Genomic DNA, 21,909 nt, shown 5'->3' with positions numbered 1-21,909 from the left:
CGCCGCAGATGCAACGGTTGGCGCTTGCCTGCCCGGGCCGGACGCGGGAAAACCCCGGCATCAAAGAGGGAGACGACGATGGCGCCGAAATTCGGAACAAGCGGCCTGCGCGGGCTGGTGACGGAGCTGACCGCGCCGCTGGTGCGCGACTACGTGACGGCCTTCCTGACCGCCTGCCCGCATGGCGGGGCGGTTCATGTCGGGCGCGACCTGCGCCCGTCCTCGCCCCAGATCGCGGGCTGGGTGATCGACGCGGTGCGTGCCATGGGGCTGACAGCGGTGGACTGCGGCGCGGTGCCGACGCCGGCGCTGGCGCTGTCCTCCATGGCTGAGGGCGCGGCGGCGATCATGGTCACCGGCAGCCACATTCCCGCCGACCGCAACGGGCTGAAGTTCTACGTGCCGGGCGGCGAGATCCTGAAAGAGGACGAGGCGCGCATCAACGCCGCCCTTGGCCAGACCCCGCCCGAGGCGCCGCTGGGCGCGGCAGAGACCCGGGACGCGGCGGCGGGCTATCTTGCGCGCTACACCGGCGGCTTTGCCGCGGACACGCTGGCCGGCAGGACGGTGGGCGTCTACCAGCATTCCTCGGTGGCGCGCGACCTGATGGTGGCGGTCGTCGAAGCCCTGGGCGGGCGGGCCGTGCCCATCGCGCGCTCTGACACCTTCATTCCCGTCGACACCGAAGCGCTGGACCCCGACACCCAGGCGCTGTTTGCCGGATGGTTCGCAGAGCATGCGCTGGACGTCCTGATCTCGACCGATGGCGACGGTGACCGCCCGATGGTGGTCGACAATGCCCGGCGGGTGGTGCCCGGAGACGTGCTGGGCACGCTCACCGCGCGGCACCTTGGCGCCGGGGTGGTCTGCACGCCGGTCTCGTCGAACAGCATGGTCGCGGACCCGGTCTTTGGCCTGAGGGTAGAGCGGACGCGCATCGGATCGCCTTTCGTGATCGCGGCCATGGAGGCGGCCCGCGCCGCGGAGCCCGACGCGAAGGTGGTCGGCTACGAGGCCAACGGCGGCTTCCTGCTGGGCTTCGACACCGGCGCGCTGACGCCGCTGATGACGCGCGACTGCCTGCTGCCGATCCTTGCGCCGCTGGCGGCGGCAAAGGCGGCGGGGACCACGCTGGCGGCGCTGATCGACGCGCTGCCGCCGCGCTTCACCGCCGCCGACCGGATCGCCGGGATCGCGACGGAGCGGGCGCAGGCCTTCATCGCCGACCTGACGGAGAACAGCGCCGCCCGGGCGGCCTTTTTCACAGGCTGCGGAGCAGAGGTCGCGCTGGACCTGACCGACGGGCTGCGGGTGACCTTCGAGGGCGGCGCCGTCCTGCACCTGCGCCCCTCGGGCAACGCGCCCGAGTTCCGCTGCTACGCCGAAGCCGACAGCCGCGAGACCGCCGCCACGCTGGTGACCCGAACGCTGGCATCCCTGCGCGCGCGCCTCGGGTGAATTCCTCAGCATATCCCCGCCGGTTCCGACCGTCGTGTTGACAGAGCCCCGTTGCGGTCGCATGTGGGAACGATGCAAGGGCCGGGCAGAGGCCTGAAAGGACTGTAGACGATGAAAATTGCCATGATCGGTACGGGCTATGTCGGCCTGGTCTCGGGTGTCTGTTTCTCGGATTTCGGGCACGAGGTTGTCTGCGTCGACAAGGACCCCCGCAAGATCGAGATGCTGGAACGCGGCGAGGTGCCGATCTACGAGCCGGGGCTCGACACGCTCATGGCGAAGAACGTCGAGGCCGGACGCCTGACCTTCACGCTCGACCTCGCCAAGGCCATCGACGGCGCCGAGGCGGTCTTTATCGCCGTGGGCACGCCGACCCGGCGCGGCGACGGTCACGCCGACCTGACCTATGTCATGGCCGCCGCCGAGGAAATCGCCCGCGCGGCGAAGGACTATGTCGTGGTCGTGACCAAGTCGACGGTGCCGGTGGGCACCAACGCCGGGGTGCGCGAGGCCGTGGCCGCCGCCAACCCCGCGCTGGACTTCGACGTCGCCTCGAACCCCGAGTTCCTGCGCGAGGGCGCGGCCATCGACGACTTCATGAAGCCCGACCGCGTGGTGGTGGGCGTCGAGACCGAACGCGCCGCCAAGGTGATGGAGGGCATCTACCGCCCGCTCTACCTGCGCGACTTCCCCATCGTCACCACGGACCTCGAATCCGCCGAGATGATCAAATACGCCGCCAATGCCTTCCTCGCGACGAAGATCACCTTCATCAACGAGATTGCGGCGCTGTGCGAGAAGGTCGGCGCGGACGTCAAGCAGGTGTCCAAGGGCATGGGCATGGACGAGCGCATCGGCAACAAGTTCCTGCACGCAGGCCCCGGCTATGGCGGGTCGTGCTTTCCCAAGGACACCAAGGCGCTGGCCCGCATCGGGCAGGAACACGCCAGCCCCATCAGCATCGTCGAGACGGTGATCAAGGTGAACGAGGACACCAAGCGGCGGATGATCGGCAAGCTGCTCGATCTCTGCGGCGGGTCCTTCAACGGCAAGACCGTGGCGGTGCTGGGGGTGACTTTCAAGCCCAATACCGACGACATGCGCGACGCGCCCTCGCTGACCATCGTGCCGGCCCTCGTGGGGGGCGGTGCCAAGGTCCGCGTGGTCGACCCGCAGGGCCGTCGCGAGGGTGAGCAGCTGCTGCCCGGCGTCGACTGGGCCACCGATCCCTACCGCGCCGCCGAGGGCGCCGACCTGCTGGTGATCCTGACCGAGTGGAACGAGTTCCGCGCGCTGGACCTGACCCAGCTTGCCGGCAGCATGGCGACTGCCCGCATGGCCGACCTGCGCAACATCTACAGCCCCGAAGACGCGCGTGCCGCCGGCTTCACCGGCTACGAAAGCGTCGGTCGCAGCGGCTTCGAATCGGCCTGAGCAAGGACCTTAACACCCTGAGCGAAAGCCGATTTTAGCGACACAACCTAAAGGCGGCATTTTTGTGACTGGCCGGGCACAGGCCCGGATTCAGGCACCTGCGACCCTGCCCGCAGCCCGGCGCAGCATTCTCAGGATGTGCCCCGTTCGATACTGTCTTGGTAACAAAACAAGAAAACTGAGGCAGGCATTTCAGGCATGGCAACGGGCTATCGCGGCACGTTCGTCATCTCCTGGTCGCAGACGGAAATAGACGGCCTGAAGGCCGCGCCTCCATCTGCACTGATCGTCGGGGCCGCATGGTCCTGGCACGGGGTTCCGGTGCGGGTCGATGGGCCTTCGTCGATCCTCCAGCTCGACCGGGCAGAAGGCGACGCAGACATCAGGACGCGCGCGGCGCGCATGGTGCGCCGGCTGGTGGGCGCGGCGCTGACGCAGGAAACGCGCCTGGATCGCGTGGCGGTCGAACACCCGGTCACCGACAGCAGCTTCGTCGTCACCGACGGCGCGAAAAGCTATACGGTCACCCTGATCGAGGTCAGCGGGGAAAGCCCGCCGCTGCTGATGTTCCTCGACGAGATCCCGCCCGCGGGGCGCGACCTCTGGGTCGTGCATCACCGGCTGGACGCGCGCGCCTGCCGGGCCACGGACGACCAGGCCAGCGGGGTCATCTGCTTTACCCCCGGCACGATGATCCTGACCCCCTCCGGCCCGGTTCCGGTCGAGACGTTGCGCGCAGGCGACAGGGTGCAGACCAAGGACAGCGGGGCACAGGAAATCCGCTGGACCGGCTCGCGCTACATGACCGGGGCGCGCCTCTTCGCGATGCCGCGCCTGCGCCCGGTGCGCATCCGCCCCGGCGCCTTCGGCATCGGCGAGCCGGACCGCGAGATCGTCGTCTCGCCCGAGCACCGGATGGTGGTGAAGGGCGTCGTGGCCCGCGCCCTGTTCAACACCCCCGAAGTCCTGGTGGCGGCCCGCGACCTGCTGAACGGCGACAGCGTCGTGCTGGACACCGCCGCCCGCGACGTCACCTATCACCACCTGATGCTGCCCCGGCACGAGGTGCTCTTCGCCAATGGCGTGGAAACCGAAAGCTTCCACCCGGCGAATACCGCGCTCTCCTCGCTCGCCGAGGACGATCGCGCGCGGCTCTTGCGGGAAATGCCCTCGGCGGTCGAGAACCCGCATCTTTACGGGTCCTACGCCCGGCGGAACCTGTCGAAGTCCGAAGCCGCGATCCTTCTGCACGAGGCCGCCTGAGGCGGGCCGCGGGACAAGGGGGCTCTGCCCCCTCACCCCCGAGGGTATTTGGACCAAGAAGAAACCAAGGGCCCTGCCCCGTGCCGCACGGCGTGCCGGGTTTGCCACCCGAGAGGGCGCCCGGCGCATCCGAGGTACAGGTCCGGCACGCCGGCCCTTCGTTGGTCTGGAAATCGGCCCGGGGGCGCCCGCGTCGCGGCAGCGGCCCAAGCGGCGATGGCGACGGGCAGAGGCCGGTCCGGGCGTCCGGCCCGAAGTCTGGCTGCGACGGGCGCTACTCGCGCAGCTCGTCGGGTTTGACGCCCCAGAGCGCCGCCTTGGGTGCCCAGCCGCTGTAGCCGCCTGCCGTCAGTTCGCACCAATGCGGCTCGCAGGCGCCGAGGCGGGCGACAACGCCCAGTTCGAGCCGGGCGTTCACGCGGCTGTCCGGATCGGGCCGCTGGTAGAGCGACACCATGTCCTGCTCGACAATCACCGTCCGCACCCCCGAGAGCAGCGAGTAATGCACCCAGCCGCCCGCGCCGTCGCGGTCACGCACCCGGCGCCAGTGCCCGTGTTCGGCGGTGATCTCCAGCGGCATGTCGCGGCGCTTGTAGACCCAGTCGATCCGGTGTGTCAGCGACGGACCGCGCCGCACGTTGCCCTCTGCCGCCTTCATCGAGACGTAGCGCGGCAGCGGCAGATTGGTGATCGGTCCAAGTTCCTGCCCCGCAGAGGCGATCTGCGCGCAGAGGATGACCACTAGCACGATGGCTTTCCTGAACATAGGTCGGTCCTGCCCGAGTTTTTCCGGCGGGGTTCTTGTGCCCCGCATTATCCTGTACCAGTCTAGCCAAGCGCCGGTGCGCCGGGAAGGTCAGGGAGAGCCGCAATGCCATCAAAACGTCTGAGTGTTGTCGTCACGCGACGCTTGCCGGAGGTGGTGGAGACACGCCTGTCCGAGCTCTTCGACGTGACGCTGCGCAGCGACGACAGCCCGATGACCCGGGGCGAGCTGGTGGACGCGGTCCGGTCGGCGGATGTGCTGGTGCCCACGGTGACCGACCAGATCGATGCCGGCCTGATCGGTCAGGCGGGTGAGCGGTTGAAACTGATCGCCAACTACGGCGCCGGCTTCGACCACATCGACGTCTCGACCGCGCGCTCGCGCGGGATCCTCGTGTCCTACACGCCCGGCGTGGTGACCGAGGACACCGCCGACATGGTGCTGGCGCTGATGCTGGGCGTCACCCGGCGCCTGCAGGAGGGCATCACCGTCATGCAGAAGGGCGACTGGTCCGGCTATGCCCCGACCGCGCTCTTGGGCGGGCGGCTGGGCGGCAAGCGGCTGGGCATCCTCGGCATGGGCCGGATCGGGCAGGCGGTGGCGCGGCGCGCGCAGGCCTTCGGCATGCAGATCCACTACCACAACCGCCGCCGCCTGCGCCCCGAGGTCGAGGAACCGCTGGAAGCGACCTGGTGGGAGAGCCTCGACCAGATGGTGGCGCGCATGGACATGATCAGCGTGAACTGCCCCTCGACGCCATCGACCTACCACCTGCTGAACGCCCGGCGGCTGAAGCTGATGAAGCCGTCGTCGGTGATCGTGAACACCTCGCGCGGGGAGGTCATCGACGAGAATGCCCTGACCCGGATGCTGAAGGCGGGCGAACTGGCAGGCGCGGGTCTCGACGTCTACGCGCACGGGATCCGAGGGCAATCCCGAGCTGCGCGACATGCCCAACGTGGTGATGCTGCCGCATATGGGATCGGCCACCTACGAGGGCCGGATCGAGATGGGCGAGAAGGTCATCATCAACGTCAAGACCTTCGCAGACGGCCACCGCCCGCCGGATCAGGTCGTGCCCTCGATGCTCTAGGCGCGGCGACCCCGGGCCCCACCGCGAAACGGCCCCCGGCCCCGCGCAGGGCCCGCCCCGCACCATGGCGCAGGGCAGGCCGAAGGCGTCAGCCCATGCGTTCCGATGCGTAAGAGCCCGGCGAGGGCGGGAAGACCACGGTCTTCTCGCCGTTCAGGAAGACCCGCCCATGCACATGGGCATGCACCGCCCGCGACAGCACCTGCGATTCCACGTCCCGGCCCAGCGACACGTAGTCCTCGCCGGACTGCGCATGGGTGACGCGGATGATGTCCTGCTCGATGATCGGCCCCTCGTCGAGATCGGCGGTCACGTAATGCGAGGTCGCGCCGATCAGCTTCACGCCTTTCTCGAAGGCCTGCTTGTAGGGGTTGGCGCCCTTGAAGGAGGGCAGGAAGGAGTGGTGGATATTGATGATCCGCCCCGACATCTTCTGGCACATGGCATCCGACAGGATCTGCATGTAGCGCGCCAGCACGATCAGCTCGGCGCCGGATTCCTCGACCACCTGCAGGATGCGGGCCTCGGCCTCGGGCTTGTTGTCCTTCGTGACCCTGATGCAGTGGAAGGGGATGTCCTGGTTCACCACGACCTTCTGGTAATCCATGTGGTTCGAGATCACCGCGACGATCTCGATCGGCAGGGCGCCGATGCGGGCGCGGTAGAGCAGGTCGTTCAGGCAGTGGCCGAAGCGGCTGACCATGATCACGACCTTGCGCTTGACGCTCTCGTCGAAGAACTCCGAGTTCATGCCGAACCGCGCCTTGATCGCCTCGAAGCCGCTTTCGAGATCGGCAAGGCCCGCGCCGTCCTCGGACTGGAAGCTGACGCGCATGAAGAAGTTGCCGGTATGGGCATCGTCGAACTGGGCGCTGTCGGTGATATTGCAGCCCGTTTCGGCAAGGTAGGTGGAAACGGCGGAGACGATCCCGCGTTTCGAGGCGCATTTGGCGCGCAGGGCGAATTTGGTCATCGAAGTCCCTTGGGTGGTGCTGAGGGTGGTGCGAGTCGGTCGAAGCCTGCGGGGATGGCGTCCCATGCCCCCGGCGGGCTGTCAAAGCCAATTCCGGCACCCGGGACCCGCGCCCCGACACCCTGCCCGAAAATGCAGCGCGCCGCCGGATCCGGGCGACGCAAAGCCCTTCGAAGGGCTTTGCAAATCCCGTCCACGGGATTTCCCCCACCCCGGGCAGGCCCCGCATTTGCGATGCCCCTTCCGGCCCCATAGGCTACCCGCACCGTGACCAGGCAGGAGAACGCGCCATGTGGCAGCCGTCAGAGACCTATCCCGACCCCGCCATCGAGGTGCTCGACCCGCGCTTCGAGGCGCTGACCCTGCACCATGCCGCCGTCGAGCGCCTGTATCACGGCAGCCGCTGGGCCGAGGGGCCGGTCTGGTTCGGCGATCAGAACGCCCTGGTCTGGAGCGACATTCCCAACGACCGACTGCTGCGCTGGGACGAGGCCTCGGGTACGGTCACGACTTTCCGCACCGGCGGCTTCACCAATGGCAATACCCGCGACCGGCAGGGGCGGCTGGTATCCTGCCAGCACCAACGGCGCGCCGTGCTGCGGACGGAATGGGACGGCACCCTGACCGTGCTGGCGGACGGCTTTCAGGGCAAGCGGCTGAATTCGCCCAACGACGTGGTGGCGAAGTCGGACGGCAGCATCTGGTTCACCGACCCGGTCTTCGGCATCTCGGCGGAGTACGAGGGCGGCCTGGCCGAGCCGGAACTGCCCACCAATGTCTACCGCATCGACCCGGACGGCACGCTGAGCCTCGCCGTCGAAGGCGTGAACCAGCCCAACGGGCTGTGCTTCTCGCCCGACGAGAGCCTGCTGTATATCGTCGAAAGCGGCGCGCGGCCCAAGCGCATCCTCGTGGCCGAGGTTTCTGCCGACGGGCGCAGCGCCCCGGAGCCGCGCCCGCATATCGACGCCGGTGCGGGCGGCAACCCCGACGGCTTCCGCGTCGATGTTCAGGGCAACCTCTGGGCCGGATGGGGCACCGGCGCGGGCCGCAACGGCGTGCGCATCTTTGCCCCCGACGGCAGCGCCATCGGCCATATCCACCTGCCCGAACGCTGCGCCAACCTGTGCTTCGGCGGGCGCGCGCGCACGCGTCTCTTCATGGCCGCCAGCCAGTCGCTCTACGCGCTCTACGTCAAGGTCCCCGGCGCGCCGTATTTCTGACCCGGCGCGCCGCCGAGGGCAAAGGCCTGCGCGCTCTCCGCGGCCCCTCCCCCGGTACAAAGCCGCCAGGGAGGCGCCGAACCATCCCCGCACCCTGGCCCGGCGGCCCCTCTCCGGCTGCCGCTTGATCCCCACCCAGTCCACGCAACACCCGTCGACTCGCGCTGCGGACAACCACATCACCGGCCCCCCGCACCGCCGCTGCGCCCTCTCCAACAGCCCGCCTTTGGCGGGACGGACGGCCCTGCTGTCGAAGACAGACCTTCTGCATCATGCGCGGCGGCGTCGCCCGGTATCCGCGCCCGGCGACCGATCGCACCACCGGGTGCGGCCAGGCCTTTCCCGGCCCCCACCCCTGCCCCTTCGCGCCCCCTTGCGCTTCTTCTTGGTCCAAATACCTCGACGCCACACCGCCCCCGGCACACCGCCGCCACCAGGGCGCCACCCCCTTGGCGACCCGCGCGCACCCGGCTAAACCGGCGCTCCAACGCCCGACCGGAGGACGCCCCGTGGACCAGACCGAAGCCCGCATCAGCCGCACCATCGCCACCGAGATCGCCGCCAGCCCGGCGCAGGTCACCGCCGCCGTGGGCCTTCTGGACGGGGGCGCCACCGTCCCCTTCATCGCGCGCTACCGCAAGGAGGTGACGGGCGGCCTCGACGACACCCAGCTGCGCACGCTGGGCGACCGCCTGACCTACCTGCGCGAGATGGAAAAGCGCCGCGCCGCCATCCTCGACTCGATCAAATCGCAGGGCAAACTGACCGACACGCTGGTCCGCGACATCGCGCAGGCCGACAGCAAGGCCCGGCTCGAAGACATCTACCTGCCCTACAAGCCCAAGCGCCGCACCAAGGCGATGATCGCCCGCGAAAATGGCCTCGAACCGCTGCTGCGCGGGATCATCGAGGACCGCTCTGCCGATCCCGCCACCCTTGCCGCAACCTTCACCAATGAAACGGTCGAAACGACCAAGGCCGCGCTGGACGGCGCCCGCGACATCCTCGCCGAAGAGCTCTCGGAAAACGCCGACCTTCTGGGCCGCCTGCGCGACTTCATGCAAAAAGAGGCGCAGATCACCGCCCGCGTGGTGCCGGGCAAGGAAGAGGCCGGGGCCAAGTTCTCGGATTACTTCGACCATTCGGAGGCTTGGGCGAAGATCCCCGGCCACCGGGCGCTGGCCATCCTGCGCGCCTCGAAGGAAGAGATCGTCACCGTCGAGATCGCCCCCGACCCGGAAACCGGCGCCGAGCGCGCCAAGGGCATCGTCGCCTCGGCCATCGGCATCCCCGGCGACGCGCCCGGGGATCAGTGGCTGCGCGACGCGGCGGGCTGGACATGGCGGGTGAAGCTGTCGCTGACCATGTACATGGACCTGATGACCGACCTGCGCCGCCGCGCCCATGAAGAGGCCATCGCCGTCTTTGCCCGCAACCTCAAGGATCTGCTTCTGGCGGCGCCTGCGGGCAACCGCGCGACTCTGGGGCTCGACCCGGGCATCCGCACCGGCGTGAAGGCCGCCGTGGTGGACGCCACCGGCAAGCTGGTCGAGACCGCGACGCTCTACCCCTTCCAGCCCAAGAACGACCTGCGCGGCGCGCAGGCCGAGATCGCGCGGCTGGTCAAACGCCACGGCGTCGAACTGATCGCCATCGGCAACGGCACCGCCAGCCGCGAGACCGAGCGGCTGGTGGGCGACACGCTGAAGCTGCTCGACGGGCCCAAGCCCACCAAGGTCGTCGTGTCAGAGGCCGGCGCCTCGGTCTATTCCGCCTCGGAACTGGCGGCGATGGAATTCCCCGACCTCGACGTCTCGCTGCGGGGCGCGGTCTCCATCGCGCGCCGCCTGCAGGACCCGCTGGCGGAACTGGTGAAGGTGCCGCCCGAAAGCATCGGCGTCGGCCAGTACCAGCACGACGTCGACCAGCGGCGTCTGGCGCAGGCGCTGGAAGGCGTGGTCGAGGACGCGGTGAACGCCGTGGGCGTCGACCTCAACATCGCCTCGGCGCCGCTTCTGGCGCATGTCTCGGGCCTTGGCGCCTCGGTCGCGCAGGCCATCGTCGCGCACCGCGACGCGCATGGCGCCTTCGCCTCGCGCAAGGCGCTTCTGAAGGTGGCGGGCCTCGGTCCGCGCGCCTTCGAGCAATGCGCGGGCTTCCTGCGCATCCGCGACGGGGCGGAACCGCTGGATGCCTCGTCCGTCCACCCCGAGGCCTATGACGTGGCCCGCCGCATCGTGCAGGCCTGCGGGCGCGACATCCGCCAGATCATGGGCCAGCCGCAGGCGCTGAAGGGCCTGCGGGCAGAGCAGTTCGTCGACGACCGCTTCGGCCTGCCCACGGTGCGCGACATCCTGACGGAACTGGAAAAGCCCGGCCGCGACCCGCGCCCCGGCTTCAAGACCGCCGCCTTCACCGACGGGGTCGAGGACATCAAGGACCTCAAGCCGGGCATGATGCTGGAAGGCACGGTGACCAATGTCGCGGCCTTCGGCGCCTTCGTGGACATCGGCGTGCATCAGGACGGGCTGGTCCATGTCAGCCAGCTGGCGGACCGCTTCGTCAAGGACCCGCATGAGGTGGTCAAGGCGGGCGATGTGGTCAAGGTCCGCGTGACAGAGGTCGACGTGCCGCGCAAGCGCATCGGGCTTTCGATGAAGAAGGACGGCGGCGCCTCGGATCGCGGCGCACCGCGCGGCGGCGCCGCGCGCCCCGAGCGCACCGACCGTGGCCCCGGACGGCCCCCGAAGGGACCGAGGGGCGGCAGCGCTCCGAAGCAGCCGCAGGGCGGCGGTCAGGGCGCGCTTGGCGACGCGCTGCTGGCGGCGATGAAGAAGAAGTAGGGCGCGGGGATACGCTTGGAGGCAAGATCGCCCCCAGATGGCATCGCTCCGCGAGACCTCAGGCAACGCCGCACTGCCGTTCCGCAACAGCGACCGCGCCGCCTGTCCCAGTGCGCAGGCGCGCGGTCCGTCACGACAAGCTGAGCCGCGCCATCGCAGGGCCGTGGTCCGGCGATCTACCGTCTCTGGATGGCAGTTTATCCCGGCCAAGTCCGTATGCCCTCCGTCAGGTCGAGCCTGCATCAGCCAAATCGCCGGGCCGTCGCACCGAAGGTGCGCCGATCTTTCTGGCTCGCCTCCGGCGAGACGGAACGGCCCGTCATGTCGGAGACATGCCTCTGGCATGATGACGCGGCGGCCTGCGGCCTTGATTCCGCGCCGGGTGGTGGACGGCGATGGGCTGACGGTATGTGTGGTCAGAGCAATCAAGTTTCTGAGAGTTTGGTTTTGCACAGCCAAACATCTGCGCCGTGCCGGATCGTGACCGAACCCCGGCGGACGCGCGCACAGGGCCGACTGACTCGGCATCGCTTCCGGACGGTCCGGCAGCCTACGGCGCGCTGCCATCTGTCGAAGCCACCCGCCAGCCAGCCCGCTTTTCCGCACCGCACACCGCCCCAAACCGTGCCTCTCCGCACGGCAGCCGCCCGCCCATGTTCACCCGCGCAGGGTTCCCACGCGACCCATCCCATGGTTGAGTATCGCCATAACAATCACTCGGGAGGTGAACACATGCGATTTCTGACACTCATGCTGGCCGCGACCAGCCTGTCCGGGGCGGCCCTCGCGCAGGACGCGGCGGATGCCGTCGCGCCCGAGGGCGCCTCCAGCGGCGACCTCGCCGCCATCTCTCCCGAAGTCGCCGCCGCGCTCGAGGCCAAGGCCGCGGGCCAGCCCGTCGAGGCGCAGGAGTGGATGGTCGCCGCCGCCAATCCCCATGCCGTCGCCGCCGGGGCCGATGTCCTGCGCGCGGGCGGCACCGCCGCCGATGCCATGGTCGCCGTGCAGACCGTGCTGGGGCTGGTCGAGCCGCAAAGTTCCGGCCTTGGCGGGGGCGCCTTCCTCGTCTGGCACGATGGCGAGACCGGCGAGATCACCACGCTGGACGGGCGCGAAAAGGCCCCGCTGGCGGCCACACCCAAGCTCTTCCAGAACGACGCCGGAGAGCCGCTGGGCTTCTTCGATGCCGTCGTCGGGGGGCGCTCGGTCGGCGTTCCGGGCACGCCCATGCTGATGTACCGCGCGCATGAGAAGTGGGGCACCGCCGAGTGGTCCAGCCTCTTCGACGCCGCCACCACGCTGGCCGAGGAGGGCTTTGCCGTCTCGCCCCGGCTTGCCGAACTGGTCGCCGGGGATGCCGAGCGGCTCGGGCGCTTCGACAGCACCGCCGCCTATTTCCTGCCCGACGGCCAGCCGCTGGCCGAGGGCAGCCAACTGACCAACCCGGATTACGCCAACGTGCTGAAGCGGCTGGCCGAGGAAGGCCCCGACGCCTTCTACACCGGCGAGATCGCGCAGGGCATCGTCGACACCGTGAAGGCGGTCGAGGGCAACGCCGGCGTGATGGAGATGATCGACCTCGCGCTGTACGACGTGGTCGAACGCGACGCGGTCTGCGCCGATTTCCGCGGTTTCGAGGTCTGCGGCATGGGGCCGCCGTCCTCGGGCGCGCTGACCCTGGGCCAGATCCTCGGCATGATGAACGCGCTGGAGCCGGGGACGGCGGACGACGCCGACACATGGCGCGTGATCGGCGACGCCTCGCGCCTCGCCTTCGCCGACCGGGGCCGCTACATGGCTGACAGCGACTTCGTCCCGATGCCCACCGCCGGGCTGGTGGACCCGGATTACCTGTCCGCGCGCGCCGAGCTGCTGAAAACCGACAAGGCCCTGACCGAGGTCAGCCCCGGCGAGCCCGAATGGGACCACGCCCAGCTTTGGGCCGACGACCAGAGCATCGAGTTCCCCTCGACCTCGCATATCTCGATCGTCGACCAGTACGGCAATGCGCTGTCGATGACGACGACCATCGAGAACGGCTTTGGCTCGCGGCTGATGACCGACGGCTTCCTGCTGAACAATGAGCTGACCGACTTCTCTTTCCAGTCGCATTCGGCGGGTGTGCCCATCGCCAACCGGGTCGAGCCGGGCAAGCGTCCGCGCTCTTCCATGGCGCCGACCATCGTGCGGCAGGACGGCGCGCCGGTGTTGGTGATCGGCTCGCCCGGCGGGTCGCGCATCATCGGCTATGTCGCGCAGGCCATCGTGGCGCATGTCGACTGGGGCATGGACGTGCAGCAGGCCGTGGCCATGCCGCATGCGGTGAACCGCTTCGGCACCTACGATCTGGAGGAAGGCACCCCCATGGCCGAGATGCAGGGCGCGCTGGAAGAGATGGGCTTCGAGGTTTCGGTCCGCGACCTGACCTCGGGTCTGCACGCCATCTCCATCGGCGAGGACGGGCTGAAGGGCGGCGCCGACCCGCGCCGCGAGGGCATCGCGCTGGGAGAGTAGGCGCGTTTCGACGCATGGACAGGCGGGGTGGGGTCGGGTCTTCAGGGCGCAAGCCGGATAGGAGACCCGACCATGACCCAATGCGCCCTGTGCAAGGCCGAAGACACGCAGCCCGTCACGGTTGGCCCCAAGGACGATGAAGTCGCGCTGTGCGCCATCTGTGCGGCGGGCGTCTCCGAAGGGCCGACGGACGCGCCGCACTGGCAGTGCCTGAACGAGGCGATCTGGAGCACGGAACCCGCAGTGCAGGTCCTGGCCTGGCGCCTGCTGACCGCGCTGGACGCGGCCTGGGCGAACGACCTGCTGGACATCGCCTACCTGGAGCCCGAGGTGCTGGAATGGGCGCAGGCGCGTCAGCCCACCGGCGATGCCGTCGTGCATCGCGACTGCAACGGCACGGTGCTGCAGAACGGCGATTCCGTGACGCTGATCAAGGCCCTGCCGGTCAAGGGTGCCGGGTTCACCGCCAAGCAGGGCACCGCCGTGCGGAAGATCTCGCTGGAACCGGACAATGCCGAGCATATCTCGGGCCGGGTCGAGGGGCAGCGCATCGTCATCCTGACGAAGTTCGTCAAGAAGTCCTGACCAAGATCGGGCCGAAATGAAAACGCCGGGGTCATGGCCCCGGCGTTCCGCTTAGAGTTCCTTGTAGGAAATCTCGCGCTTGTCGGCGCCCGCACCGACCTTGGCGCGGCGCACGATCAGGCGGTTGAGCGCCTCGGATATAGGCCCTGACCGACGCCACCACCGTGTCGGTATCCGCCGACTGGCCGGTGGCGATCACGCCCTCCTCTTCCAGCCGCACGGATACCGTCGCCTGCGCGTCCGTTCCCTCAGTCACCGCGCTGACCTGATACAGCTGAAGCCGTGCCTTGTTCGGGTGCAGCTCGCGCACCGCCTTGAACGAGGCATCGACCGGCCCGTCGCCCTCGGAGGTGGCGGTCAGGTCCTGTCCCTCGATCTCCAGCTCGATCTCGGCCTTCGCCGGTCCGCCGGTGCCGCAGGTGACAGAGAGGTTCACGAGGCTGATCGCATCCGCGCCCTCGGTCGTGGCCGAGACCAGCGCCAGAACGTCGTCGTCGAAGACCTCTTTCTTGCGGTCGGCCAGATCCTTGAAGCGGACGAAGATGTCCTTCAGCTGGTTGTCGCCCACCTCGGTGCCCAGATCCTTCAGCTTGGCGCGCAGCGCGGCCCGGCCCGAGTGCTTGCCCAAGGGCAGCGAGGTTCCGGAAAGACCCACGTCCTCGGGGCGCATGATCTCGAAGGTCTCGGCGTTCTTCAGCATGCCGTCCTGGTGGATGCCGCTTTCATGCGCGAAGGCGTTCTTGCCGACGATGGCCTTGTTGGGCTGCACGATGAAGCCGGAAACCGTCGCGACGCGGCGCGAGATATGCATGATCTTCCCGGTGTCGATCCCGGTCGAGAACGGCATGATGTCGTTGCGCACGCGCATCGCCATGACCACCTCTTCCAGCGCGGTATTGCCCGCGCGCTCGCCCAACCCGTTGATCGTGCATTCGATCTGCCGCGCACCGGCCTCGACGGCGGCGAGGCTGTTGGCCGTCGCCATGCCAAGGTCGTTGTGGCAATGGGTGGCAAAGACCACCTCGTCGGCGCCCGGAACCGTCTCGATCAGGCGGCGGATCAGGTCGGCGGACTCGCGCGGGGCGGTGTAGCCCACGGTGTCGGGAATGTTGATCGTGGTGGCGCCCGCCTTGATGGCGATCTCGATCACCCGGCAGAGGTAATCCCACTCGGTCCGCGTGGCATCCATCGGCGACCACTGCACGTTGTCGGTCAGGTTGCGGGCATGGGTCACGGTCTGCTCGATCCGCTCGGCCATCTCGTCCTGCGTCAGGTTCGGAATGGCGCGGTGCAGCGGCGAGGTACCGATGAAGGTGTGGATACGGGGCCGCTCGGCGTGCTTCACCGCTTCCCAGCAGCGATCGATGTCGGGCAGCTGCGCCCGCGCCAGCCCGCAGATCACCGATTGCTTCGAGCGTTCGGCGATCTCCTTCACGGCGCGGAAATCGCCCTCGGAGGCGATCGGGAAACCCGCCTCGATGATGTCGACACCCATGTCGTCGAGCAGCTCGGCAATCTCGAGCTTCTCGTCATGGGTCATGGTGGCGCCGGGGCTTTGTTCGCCGTCGCGGAGGGTGGTGTCAAAGATCAACACGCGGTTCTTGTCTTGGTCGGTCATCTTGTCTCTTCCCTGTCAGATTCGCGGTTTCATCGAGGCTTCGCGGTCGCTGTCGCCCGAATTGGGCTCGCCCTTGGGCTCGATCAGCATCACGGTCACCTCCGTCTCGGCGCGGGGCCGGTGTACGACGCCCCGGGGCACCACCACAAGCTCGCCCGCGCGCACGGTCTGCGGGGCGGCGTCCTGGTACTCCATCACCATCTCGCCCGAGAGGACGAGGAAGAAGTCGTCGGTACTGTCGTGCTTGTGAAAGGGGTATTCGCCCTTGATCTTCACGACCATCACGTCGTTGTCGTTGTAATCGGCGATGACATGCGGGTCCCAGTGGGACGAGACCATCGCCAGCTTTTCAGCCAGTTGAACGGATTTCATGGGGTCCTAACCTTGGATATGCGGGTGTGACGGCGCGGCACGCTTACCTCTGAGCACGCGCGCCGAGACTGGCCGCGCTCAGAGGCCGGTTAGGAGCAGGTCGATGCCACGCGCAAACGGCGCCGGAAGGCGCGCGGGGTCTGCGATATGGTGGATCATCGACATGGGCGCCACTATAGACCGCATTCGTTAAATGAAAACCCGTGAAATCACGCCGACGCGATTGCGCCCCGCTTTGAGAAGCGCGCGCCATGGGGCATAGTGGCGTGAGGCTGGAAAAAACAGGGCAGACCCGATGATCCGCACATGGCTGGCCGCTGGCGCGCTGGCGCTTTCCGCTTACCCCGCAGGGGCAGAGCGTGACGCGGCGCGCGTCTATATCTTCGGCAATTCGCTGGTGAACCACCTGTCAGAGCAGTCCGCGCAGACCAGCGTGCCCTACTGGCTGGGCCAGATGGCGCAGGCCGGGGGGCGCGGGCTGGCGCTGGACGGTGAATGGGGCTTTCTGCGCGATTTCGCCGACAGCCTGCCGCCGGTGCCGAACTGGTCCTTCCCGGCTGTGCAGGGGGCGTGGTCCTCGGGCGATTTCGGCAGCGCCGATTTCGACGCGGTGATCGTGACGCCCGCGAATTTCATCCAGTACCAGCTGCCCGACGTGCCCTATGACGGCGACAACCCCTCGGGCGAAAGCCCCTTCGGCGCGACGCTGCGGCTGTTCGACTGGGTGCATGAGGCCGAACCCGGCGCGCGGCTTTTCGTCTACGAGGGCTGGTCAGAGATCGGCAGCGTCACCGGCGGCTTCCCGCCCTCGCCCGAGGCCGCCCGCCGCTATCAGGACCACAACGCGGGCGACTACCACCTGTGGTACACCGACCTCATCGACCGTCTGAACACCGCCCGCCCCGACCGCAGCGTGACGCTGATCCCCGTGGCCTCGGCGCTGGCCGACCTCTTGGGCGAGGGCGGGCTGCTTCAGGACATGCCCGCTGAGGCGCTTTATACCGATGCCGACGGCCACGGCACGCCGACGCTCTACCTGCTGGCGGCCATGGCGGTCTGGCCGCATCTCTACGAAACACCGCCGCCCGAAGGCTTCACCCCGCCCGCCACCCTGCACCCGCTGCTGGCCGAACACTACGCCGAGATCGCCGCCGCGCTCTGGCAGGCCACGCCCGCCCCCGCCCCGGAGCGCGCCGAGGCCGCACCGGACACACCCGAAACCGCCGCCGAGCCCCTGCCCGAACGCCAGCCTGTCGCCCTGCCGCCGCCGGGCCTGCGCCCCGAAGGGGTGCCCGCGCTGGGGATGGGGCTGAACGGGCTGGCGGACTGGTCCACCCAGCACCCCTTCCTGAACCTGATGAAGACCGCCCGCCCATGGGTCGGCCATGCGGATGGCCAGTGGGGCGCCGTCTCGACCGAGGCGTTGCGCGCCGGCGGCCACCTGTCCGAGGACGGCTGGCCCCTGTCGCTGCCCGAAGGCGTCACGGCGCTGGAAGCCGTGCTGCTGACCGACCAGCCCGAAGAGGCCGAATTCCTGCGCGGCGACTACGTGCTGACCTATAGCGGCAAGGGTGACCTGTCCCTGACCGGGCGCGCCCGCCGCATCCGCCCGGAACCGGGCCGCATCACCTTCAGCTACGACCCGGGCGAAGGCCTCGTCGGCGTGAAACTGACCGCCACCGATGCCGCCGACCCGATCCGCGACATCGCCATCGTCCGGCAGGAGATGCTGCCGCTGCACGAGGCCGGTGCGCTCTTCAACCCGCTCTGGCTGGAGCGGGTGCAGGACTTCCGCTCGGTCCGCTTCATGGACTGGATGATGACCAACGGCTCGCCGATCCAGACCTGGGCGGACCGCCCGCGCCTGACCGATGCCACATGGACCGAATGGGGCGTCCCGCCCGAGGTGATGATCCGGCTGGCCAACCAGATCGGCGCCGACCCGTGGTTCACCATGCCGCACATGGCCGACGACGACTATATCCGCCGCTTCGCCGGGATGGTCGCCGAAGGGCTGGACCCGCGCTTGAAGGCCTATGTCGAATACTCCAACGAGGTCTGGAACCGCATCTTCCCGCAATCCGTCTGGGCCAACGATCAGGCGACGGCTCTCTGGGGCACATCGGAAACCGGCTGGGCACAGTTCTACGCGATGCGCGCCGCGCAGGTCATGGACCTCTGGTCCGAGGCCTTCGAGGACGAAAGCCGCCTGATCCGCGTGGTCGCCACCCACACCGGCTGGCCCGGGCTGGAAGAGACGATTCTGCAGGCCCCGCTGGCCTACCTGAAGCTGGGACACCTGCCCGCCGACAGCTTCGACGCCTACGCGGTGACCGGCTATTTCGGCTACGAGATGGGCGGCGAGGACATGGCGCAGCGCATGAACGCCTGGCTCGACCGCTCCGAAGAGGCGGCAACGGCAAAGGGCGAGGCGCAGGGCCTGCGCCGCGTCGCCCTGCGCGAGTTCGTCAAGGACACCCGCTTCGACGCCGCCATCGCCCCGGTGACGCTGGCGCTACAGGAAGGCTCTCTGCGGCAACTGGTCGAAGAGGTCTTTCCCTACCACGCGGACGCGGCGGACAAGGCCGGTCTGCGGCTGGTGATGTACGAGGGCGGCACCCATGTCACCGCCCACGGCGCGCAGGTCGACGACGAACGCCTGACCGATTTCTTCACCGCCTTCAACTACAGCCCCGAGATGGCGAAGCTCTACGAGCTCCTGCTGGCGGGCTGGACGGCCAGCGGCGGCACGCTGTTCAACGCTTTCGTGGATGTGGCCCCCGCGTCGAAATGGGGCTCCTGGGGGCGCTGCGGCATCTCGACGACGCCAACCCGCGCTGGGACATGCTGACCGCCTTCAACGCCTCCGGTCCCAACGGCTGGGAAGCGCGCGACGCGCAGGCCTTCGCCAATGGCGTGACGGCGGTCGCGGGCAACGGCGCCCAGCGGCTCGAGGGCACCCCGGAAGAGGACGTGCTGCTCGGCGGAGCCGGCGACGACGTGCTGGTCTCGGGCGGCGGCGCCGACGTGCTGGGCGGCGGCGCGGGCAATGACCGCGCCATCCTGCCCGGCCTGCGCGCCGACTACAGCGTCACCCGCGCCGAAGGCCGCCTTCTGGCCACCGGCCCGGACGGCACGGTGATCCTGCACTCCATCGAGACGCTGGAATTCTCGGACGGCCAGAGCCTGGCGGCAGAGGATCTCTGACCGCCGCAGCACCTCCCCGCATCACAGCCCGCTCCCGACAGCACCCCCGGCGCGCGCCCTCGAAGCCCCCGGTCTTCTTCTGTCCCGAAATATCCCGGGGGAGCGTAGCGGGGGCAGAGCCCCCTCCACGCCCGCCAGGCCAAGCCGCGCCCGGCAGGGACACCACAAGGCGCCGGGGGACAAGCAAGACCCCGCGCCCGGGACCGCAAGCCAGGCCCCGGCAAGACCTCGCGGACCACAGCCTACCGGTCCGCACCCAGCCAAGGGCCCCATACCCGCCCCGCCAGCCCGCTCCGGGATGGCTCAGGCCGACGGCGCCCCGCCCGCATCCTTCAGCCGCGCGATCTCGTCCGCCAGGACCTCGGCCCCCAGCGAGGCGCGGAAATGCGCCTCGACATGGGCGCGGCCCTCGACCGACAGGCGCATCAGCGCATCCGGGTCACCCGCCAGCGTGCGGATCGTGCGCGCCAGCTGCCCGGGGTTCTTGGGTTCCACCGGGTAGCCCGTCGAGCCGTCCGAGATCAGCTCGCGCACGCCGCCCGCATCGGTGCCGATGGTCGGCACGCCCATGGACATCGCCTCCATGTAGGCCACGCCCAGCGGTTCGTGCCACGAGGCCAGCACGAACAGATGTGCCTCTTCCAGCTTGGCCCGCACGGCGCCGGAATCGATGGCGCCCAGCAGCTTGACGTGATCCTGCAGGCGCAGCTTCTTCAGCTGCTCTTCCAGGTCCTTGCGGAAACCGTCGCCGCCCTGGTCGTCCTCTCCGGCAATCTCGACGCGGATGTCGACGCCCTGGTCCAGCAACTGCCGCGCCGCGGTCATCAGGTCCTGATGGCCCTTCACCACGTTCAGCCGCCCGCAGGAAAAGATCCGCAGGGGCCGCCCGTGCTCCGGCGGCGCATAGGGGGTCGTGCGCTCCAGCACCGCCGTGTCCACCCCCATGGGCCGCACGATCAGGCGTTCGGGCAGGTCCTCGGGGGGCAGGGTCTGATGCACCTCCTCCAGCAGGCGCTGCGTGATGATCGTGGCAAAGCGCGCCTCCCGCCACTTCAGCCGCTGCCCGGAGCCGTAGTCCGACAGCGGCCCGTGCAGGGTCAGCGAATAGCCCGGGCCGCCCATGTGATGGGCCAGCATGGCGATCAGCGCCGCCCGCCCGCAGGAATGCGCATGCACGTGATCCAACCGGTGCCGCACCGCCTGTGCCCGCAGCAGGTCGGCGGCAGCCGGGGACAGCGCCACATCCTTCATCACCGCCGGCCCGGCCCGCAGAAGCCGCGGCCACAGCGCCCGCGGCAGCCGCGCCGCGCCGGTCGCCATGTGCAGCGGATCGACCTTGCCAAGATAGGCGGTGCGCGCCATGGCCTGCGTCGACCAGTCATGCGCGATCAGCCCGGCAGGCGGCTTGCGCGTCGACAGGACCTTCACGGCATGGCCCATCCGCTCCAGCGCGAGGATCTCGCGCCAGAAGAAGATATGCGTCTGTCCCGGAAACTGCGGGACGATATATCCTATACGCAGGCCTTGCGTCACGGTGAATCCCTGGATGGCGGCAGCCCTGCCCTCCCAACGGCAGATATCCCGGAGTATTCTGCGGCTTTCCATGGTTTGGCCACAGTTGACGGGCATTCCGAAGGGATTGGGGGCTGGATTTTTCGCAGGTGTGGCCCCATGGGTACGGGTTATGACACATGACACCGCGAGCCGGGCCTGTTGCCCTGTCGATCATCCTTCCGGCAAGCAACGAGGCGGCGCTGATCGGCGACTGCCTCTCTGCCGTGCTGGCCTCGGACTGGCCGGGGTCGCTTGGCGCCGTGGAAACCCTCGTCATCGCCAATGGCTGCCACGATGCCACCGCCGAGCGCGCCCGCGCCCTGCAGCCCGCCTTTGCCGAACGCGGCTGGCCGCTGACGGTGCTGGACCGCGCCGAAGGCGGCAAGCTCGGCGCGCTCAATGCCGGCGACGCCCCGGCCAGCGGTCCGATCCGCGTCTACCTCGACGCCGACGTCACCGTTTCGCCGTCGCTGCTCCATCAACTGGCCCTCGGCCCTCTCCCCGGACACCCCCTCTACGCCAGCGGCTCGGTGCGGATCACCGCGCAGGGCGCCGCCAGCCGCGCCTATGCCCGCTTCTGGCGCCACGTCCCCTTCATGGTAAACGGCGTGCCGGGCTGCGGCCTCTTCGCCGTCAACGCCGAGGGCCGCGCGCGCTGGGGCGCCTTCCCCGACATCATCTCGGACGACACCTTTGTCCGCCTCAGCTTCGCCCCCCGGGAACGCCGCAAAGTCCCCGCCCCCTACCTCTGGCCCATCGCCGAGGGGCTGGCCGCCCTGATCCGCGTGCGCCGCAGGCAGGACGCCGGGGTCCGGCAGATCGAACGCGAGCACCCGGCGCTGCTGGCCAACGACGACAAGCCGCCCTTTCCGACCACCAGGAAACTCGCCCTCGCCCTGCGCGATCCGCTGGCCTTTGCCACCTACACCGCCGTGGCGCTGGCGGTGAAACTCTCGCCCCAAAGCGACCAAAGCTGGACCCGCAGCCGATGAGCGACCCACGCCCC

Annotated in this window: 14 protein-coding genes and 2 pseudogenes; 11 read left to right on the top strand and 5 right to left on the bottom strand. The window is 69.0% G+C overall.

Features of this window, described 5'->3' with window-relative positions:
- Positions 1 to 78: 78 nt before the first annotated feature.
- The 3 genes from ABFB10_RS10385 (at position 79) to ABFB10_RS10375 (ending at position 4,155) form a co-directional block, all read left to right on the top strand.
- Entirely contained in the window at positions 79 to 1,458 is a 1,380-nt protein-coding gene (locus ABFB10_RS10385; RefSeq protein WP_347166469.1) for a phosphomannomutase, read from the top strand.
- A 111-nt stretch (positions 1,459 to 1,569) separates the two neighbouring features.
- The gene (locus ABFB10_RS10380) at positions 1,570 to 2,892 is read left to right on the top strand and encodes a UDP-glucose dehydrogenase family protein (protein WP_347166468.1); all 1,323 of its coding nucleotides are present in this window, start codon (positions 1,570 to 1,572) and stop codon (positions 2,890 to 2,892) included.
- Between the two features lie 198 nt (positions 2,893 to 3,090).
- The gene (locus tag ABFB10_RS10375; protein ID WP_347166467.1) at positions 3,091 to 4,155 is read left to right on the top strand and encodes a Hint domain-containing protein; all 1,065 of its coding nucleotides are present in this window, start codon (positions 3,091 to 3,093) and stop codon (positions 4,153 to 4,155) included.
- A gap of 274 nt (positions 4,156 to 4,429) precedes the next feature.
- Here ABFB10_RS10375 and ABFB10_RS10370 read toward each other — a convergent pair whose 3' ends face one another.
- On the bottom strand, positions 4,430 to 4,921 hold the full coding sequence (locus ABFB10_RS10370; RefSeq protein ID WP_347166466.1) for an SH3 domain-containing protein: 492 nt from the start codon (positions 4,919 to 4,921) through the stop codon (positions 4,430 to 4,432).
- 105 nt (positions 4,922 to 5,026) lie between these two features.
- Between ABFB10_RS10370 and ABFB10_RS10365 the strand changes: the two are divergent.
- A pseudogene (locus ABFB10_RS10365) lies at positions 5,027 to 6,014 on the top strand (2-hydroxyacid dehydrogenase).
- 88 nt (positions 6,015 to 6,102) lie between these two features.
- Here ABFB10_RS10365 and purU read toward each other — a convergent pair.
- Positions 6,103 to 6,987: a formyltetrahydrofolate deformylase gene (gene purU / locus ABFB10_RS10360; protein WP_347166465.1), complete on the bottom strand. Its 885-nt coding sequence runs from the start codon at positions 6,985 to 6,987 to the stop codon at positions 6,103 to 6,105.
- A 290-nt stretch (positions 6,988 to 7,277) separates the two neighbouring features.
- Between purU and ABFB10_RS10355 the strand changes: the two genes are divergently transcribed.
- From ABFB10_RS10355 to ABFB10_RS10340, 4 genes are all read left to right on the top strand, one after another.
- Positions 7,278 to 8,210: an SMP-30/gluconolactonase/LRE family protein gene (locus tag ABFB10_RS10355; RefSeq protein ID WP_347166464.1), complete on the top strand. Its 933-nt coding sequence runs from the start codon at positions 7,278 to 7,280 to the stop codon at positions 8,208 to 8,210.
- 509 nt (positions 8,211 to 8,719) lie between these two features.
- A complete protein-coding gene (locus ABFB10_RS10350) occupies positions 8,720 to 11,053 on the top strand; it encodes a Tex family protein (RefSeq protein ID WP_347166463.1) in 2,334 nt (777 codons plus the stop codon).
- 732 nt (positions 11,054 to 11,785) lie between these two features.
- On the top strand, positions 11,786 to 13,567 hold the full coding sequence (gene ggt, locus ABFB10_RS10345; protein WP_347166462.1) for a gamma-glutamyltransferase: 1,782 nt from the start codon (positions 11,786 to 11,788) through the stop codon (positions 13,565 to 13,567).
- 72 nt (positions 13,568 to 13,639) lie between these two features.
- Positions 13,640 to 14,152: an alkylphosphonate utilization protein gene (locus tag ABFB10_RS10340; protein ID WP_347166461.1), complete on the top strand. Its 513-nt coding sequence runs from the start codon at positions 13,640 to 13,642 to the stop codon at positions 14,150 to 14,152.
- Positions 14,153 to 14,203: 51 nt separating this feature from the next.
- Here the strand turns inward: ABFB10_RS10340 and ABFB10_RS10335 are convergent.
- Positions 14,204 to 15,770 (bottom strand): annotated as a pseudogene (locus ABFB10_RS10335) (2-isopropylmalate synthase).
- Between the two features lie 15 nt (positions 15,771 to 15,785).
- Positions 15,786 to 16,142 (bottom strand): cupin domain-containing protein, encoded by a 357-nt coding sequence (locus tag ABFB10_RS10330; protein ID WP_347166460.1) that lies wholly within the window; start codon positions 16,140 to 16,142, stop codon positions 15,786 to 15,788.
- A 295-nt stretch (positions 16,143 to 16,437) separates the two neighbouring features.
- On the opposite strand from ABFB10_RS10330, the gene ABFB10_RS10325 reads away from it, so the two are divergent.
- Both ABFB10_RS10325 and ABFB10_RS10320 read left to right on the top strand, forming a co-directional pair.
- Positions 16,438 to 18,993 carry a calcium-binding protein gene (locus ABFB10_RS10325; RefSeq protein WP_347166459.1) on the top strand — a complete coding sequence of 852 codons (2,556 nt, stop codon included), beginning with the start codon at positions 16,438 to 16,440 and terminating at the stop codon, positions 18,991 to 18,993.
- Positions 18,933 to 19,349, top strand: coding sequence for a hypothetical protein (locus tag ABFB10_RS10320; protein WP_347166458.1), 417 nt, complete (start codon positions 18,933 to 18,935; stop codon positions 19,347 to 19,349). The genes ABFB10_RS10325 and ABFB10_RS10320 overlap by 61 nt, the downstream gene beginning before the upstream one ends.
- A 303-nt stretch (positions 19,350 to 19,652) precedes the next feature.
- On the opposite strand, the gene epsE is transcribed toward ABFB10_RS10320, so the two are convergent.
- Complete coding sequence (epsE, locus tag ABFB10_RS10315) at positions 19,653 to 20,882, bottom strand: exopolysaccharide biosynthesis GT4 family glycosyltransferase EpsE (protein WP_347166457.1); 1,230 nt, start codon at positions 20,880 to 20,882, stop codon at positions 19,653 to 19,655.
- A 158-nt stretch (positions 20,883 to 21,040) separates the two neighbouring features.
- Here epsE and ABFB10_RS10310 point away from each other — a divergent pair, with 158 nt between their 5' ends.
- Positions 21,041 to 21,895 carry a glycosyltransferase gene (locus ABFB10_RS10310; protein WP_347166456.1) on the top strand — a complete coding sequence of 285 codons (855 nt, stop codon included), beginning with the start codon at positions 21,041 to 21,043 and terminating at the stop codon, positions 21,893 to 21,895.
- The last annotated feature ends 14 nt before the right edge of the window (positions 21,896 to 21,909 follow it).

It is taken from the genome of Ponticoccus litoralis (assembly GCF_039769985.1).
GTDB lineage: Bacteria > Pseudomonadota > Alphaproteobacteria > Rhodobacterales > Rhodobacteraceae > Ponticoccus > Ponticoccus litoralis.
The sequence above is the reverse complement of the archived record's forward strand: the minus strand, read 5'-3'. Positions and strand labels throughout refer to the sequence as shown.

Excerpts from the sequence above, each read along its gene's own strand:
- purU (WP_347166465.1), bottom strand. The coding sequence starts at position 6,987 with ATGACCAAATTCGCCCTGCGCGCCAAATGCGCCTCGAAACGCGGGATC.
- ABFB10_RS10370 (WP_347166466.1), bottom strand. The coding sequence starts at position 4,921 with ATGTTCAGGAAAGCCATCGTGCTAGTGGTCATCCTCTGCGCGCAGATC.
- ABFB10_RS10385 (WP_347166469.1), top strand. The coding sequence starts at position 79 with ATGGCGCCGAAATTCGGAACAAGCGGCCTGCGCGGGCTGGTGACGGAG.
- ggt (WP_347166462.1), top strand. The coding sequence starts at position 11,786 with ATGCGATTTCTGACACTCATGCTGGCCGCGACCAGCCTGTCCGGGGCG.
- ABFB10_RS10330 (WP_347166460.1), bottom strand. The coding sequence starts at position 16,142 with ATGAAATCCGTTCAACTGGCTGAAAAGCTGGCGATGGTCTCGTCCCAC.
- ABFB10_RS10355 (WP_347166464.1), top strand. The coding sequence starts at position 7,278 with ATGTGGCAGCCGTCAGAGACCTATCCCGACCCCGCCATCGAGGTGCTC.
- ABFB10_RS10340 (WP_347166461.1), top strand. The coding sequence starts at position 13,640 with ATGACCCAATGCGCCCTGTGCAAGGCCGAAGACACGCAGCCCGTCACG.
- ABFB10_RS10310 (WP_347166456.1), top strand. The coding sequence starts at position 21,041 with ATGACACCGCGAGCCGGGCCTGTTGCCCTGTCGATCATCCTTCCGGCA.
- ABFB10_RS10325 (WP_347166459.1), top strand. The coding sequence starts at position 16,438 with ATGATCCGCACATGGCTGGCCGCTGGCGCGCTGGCGCTTTCCGCTTAC.
- ABFB10_RS10375 (WP_347166467.1), top strand. The coding sequence starts at position 3,091 with ATGGCAACGGGCTATCGCGGCACGTTCGTCATCTCCTGGTCGCAGACG.
- ABFB10_RS10380 (WP_347166468.1), top strand. The coding sequence starts at position 1,570 with ATGAAAATTGCCATGATCGGTACGGGCTATGTCGGCCTGGTCTCGGGT.
- ABFB10_RS10320 (WP_347166458.1), top strand. The coding sequence starts at position 18,933 with ATGGGGCTCCTGGGGGCGCTGCGGCATCTCGACGACGCCAACCCGCGC.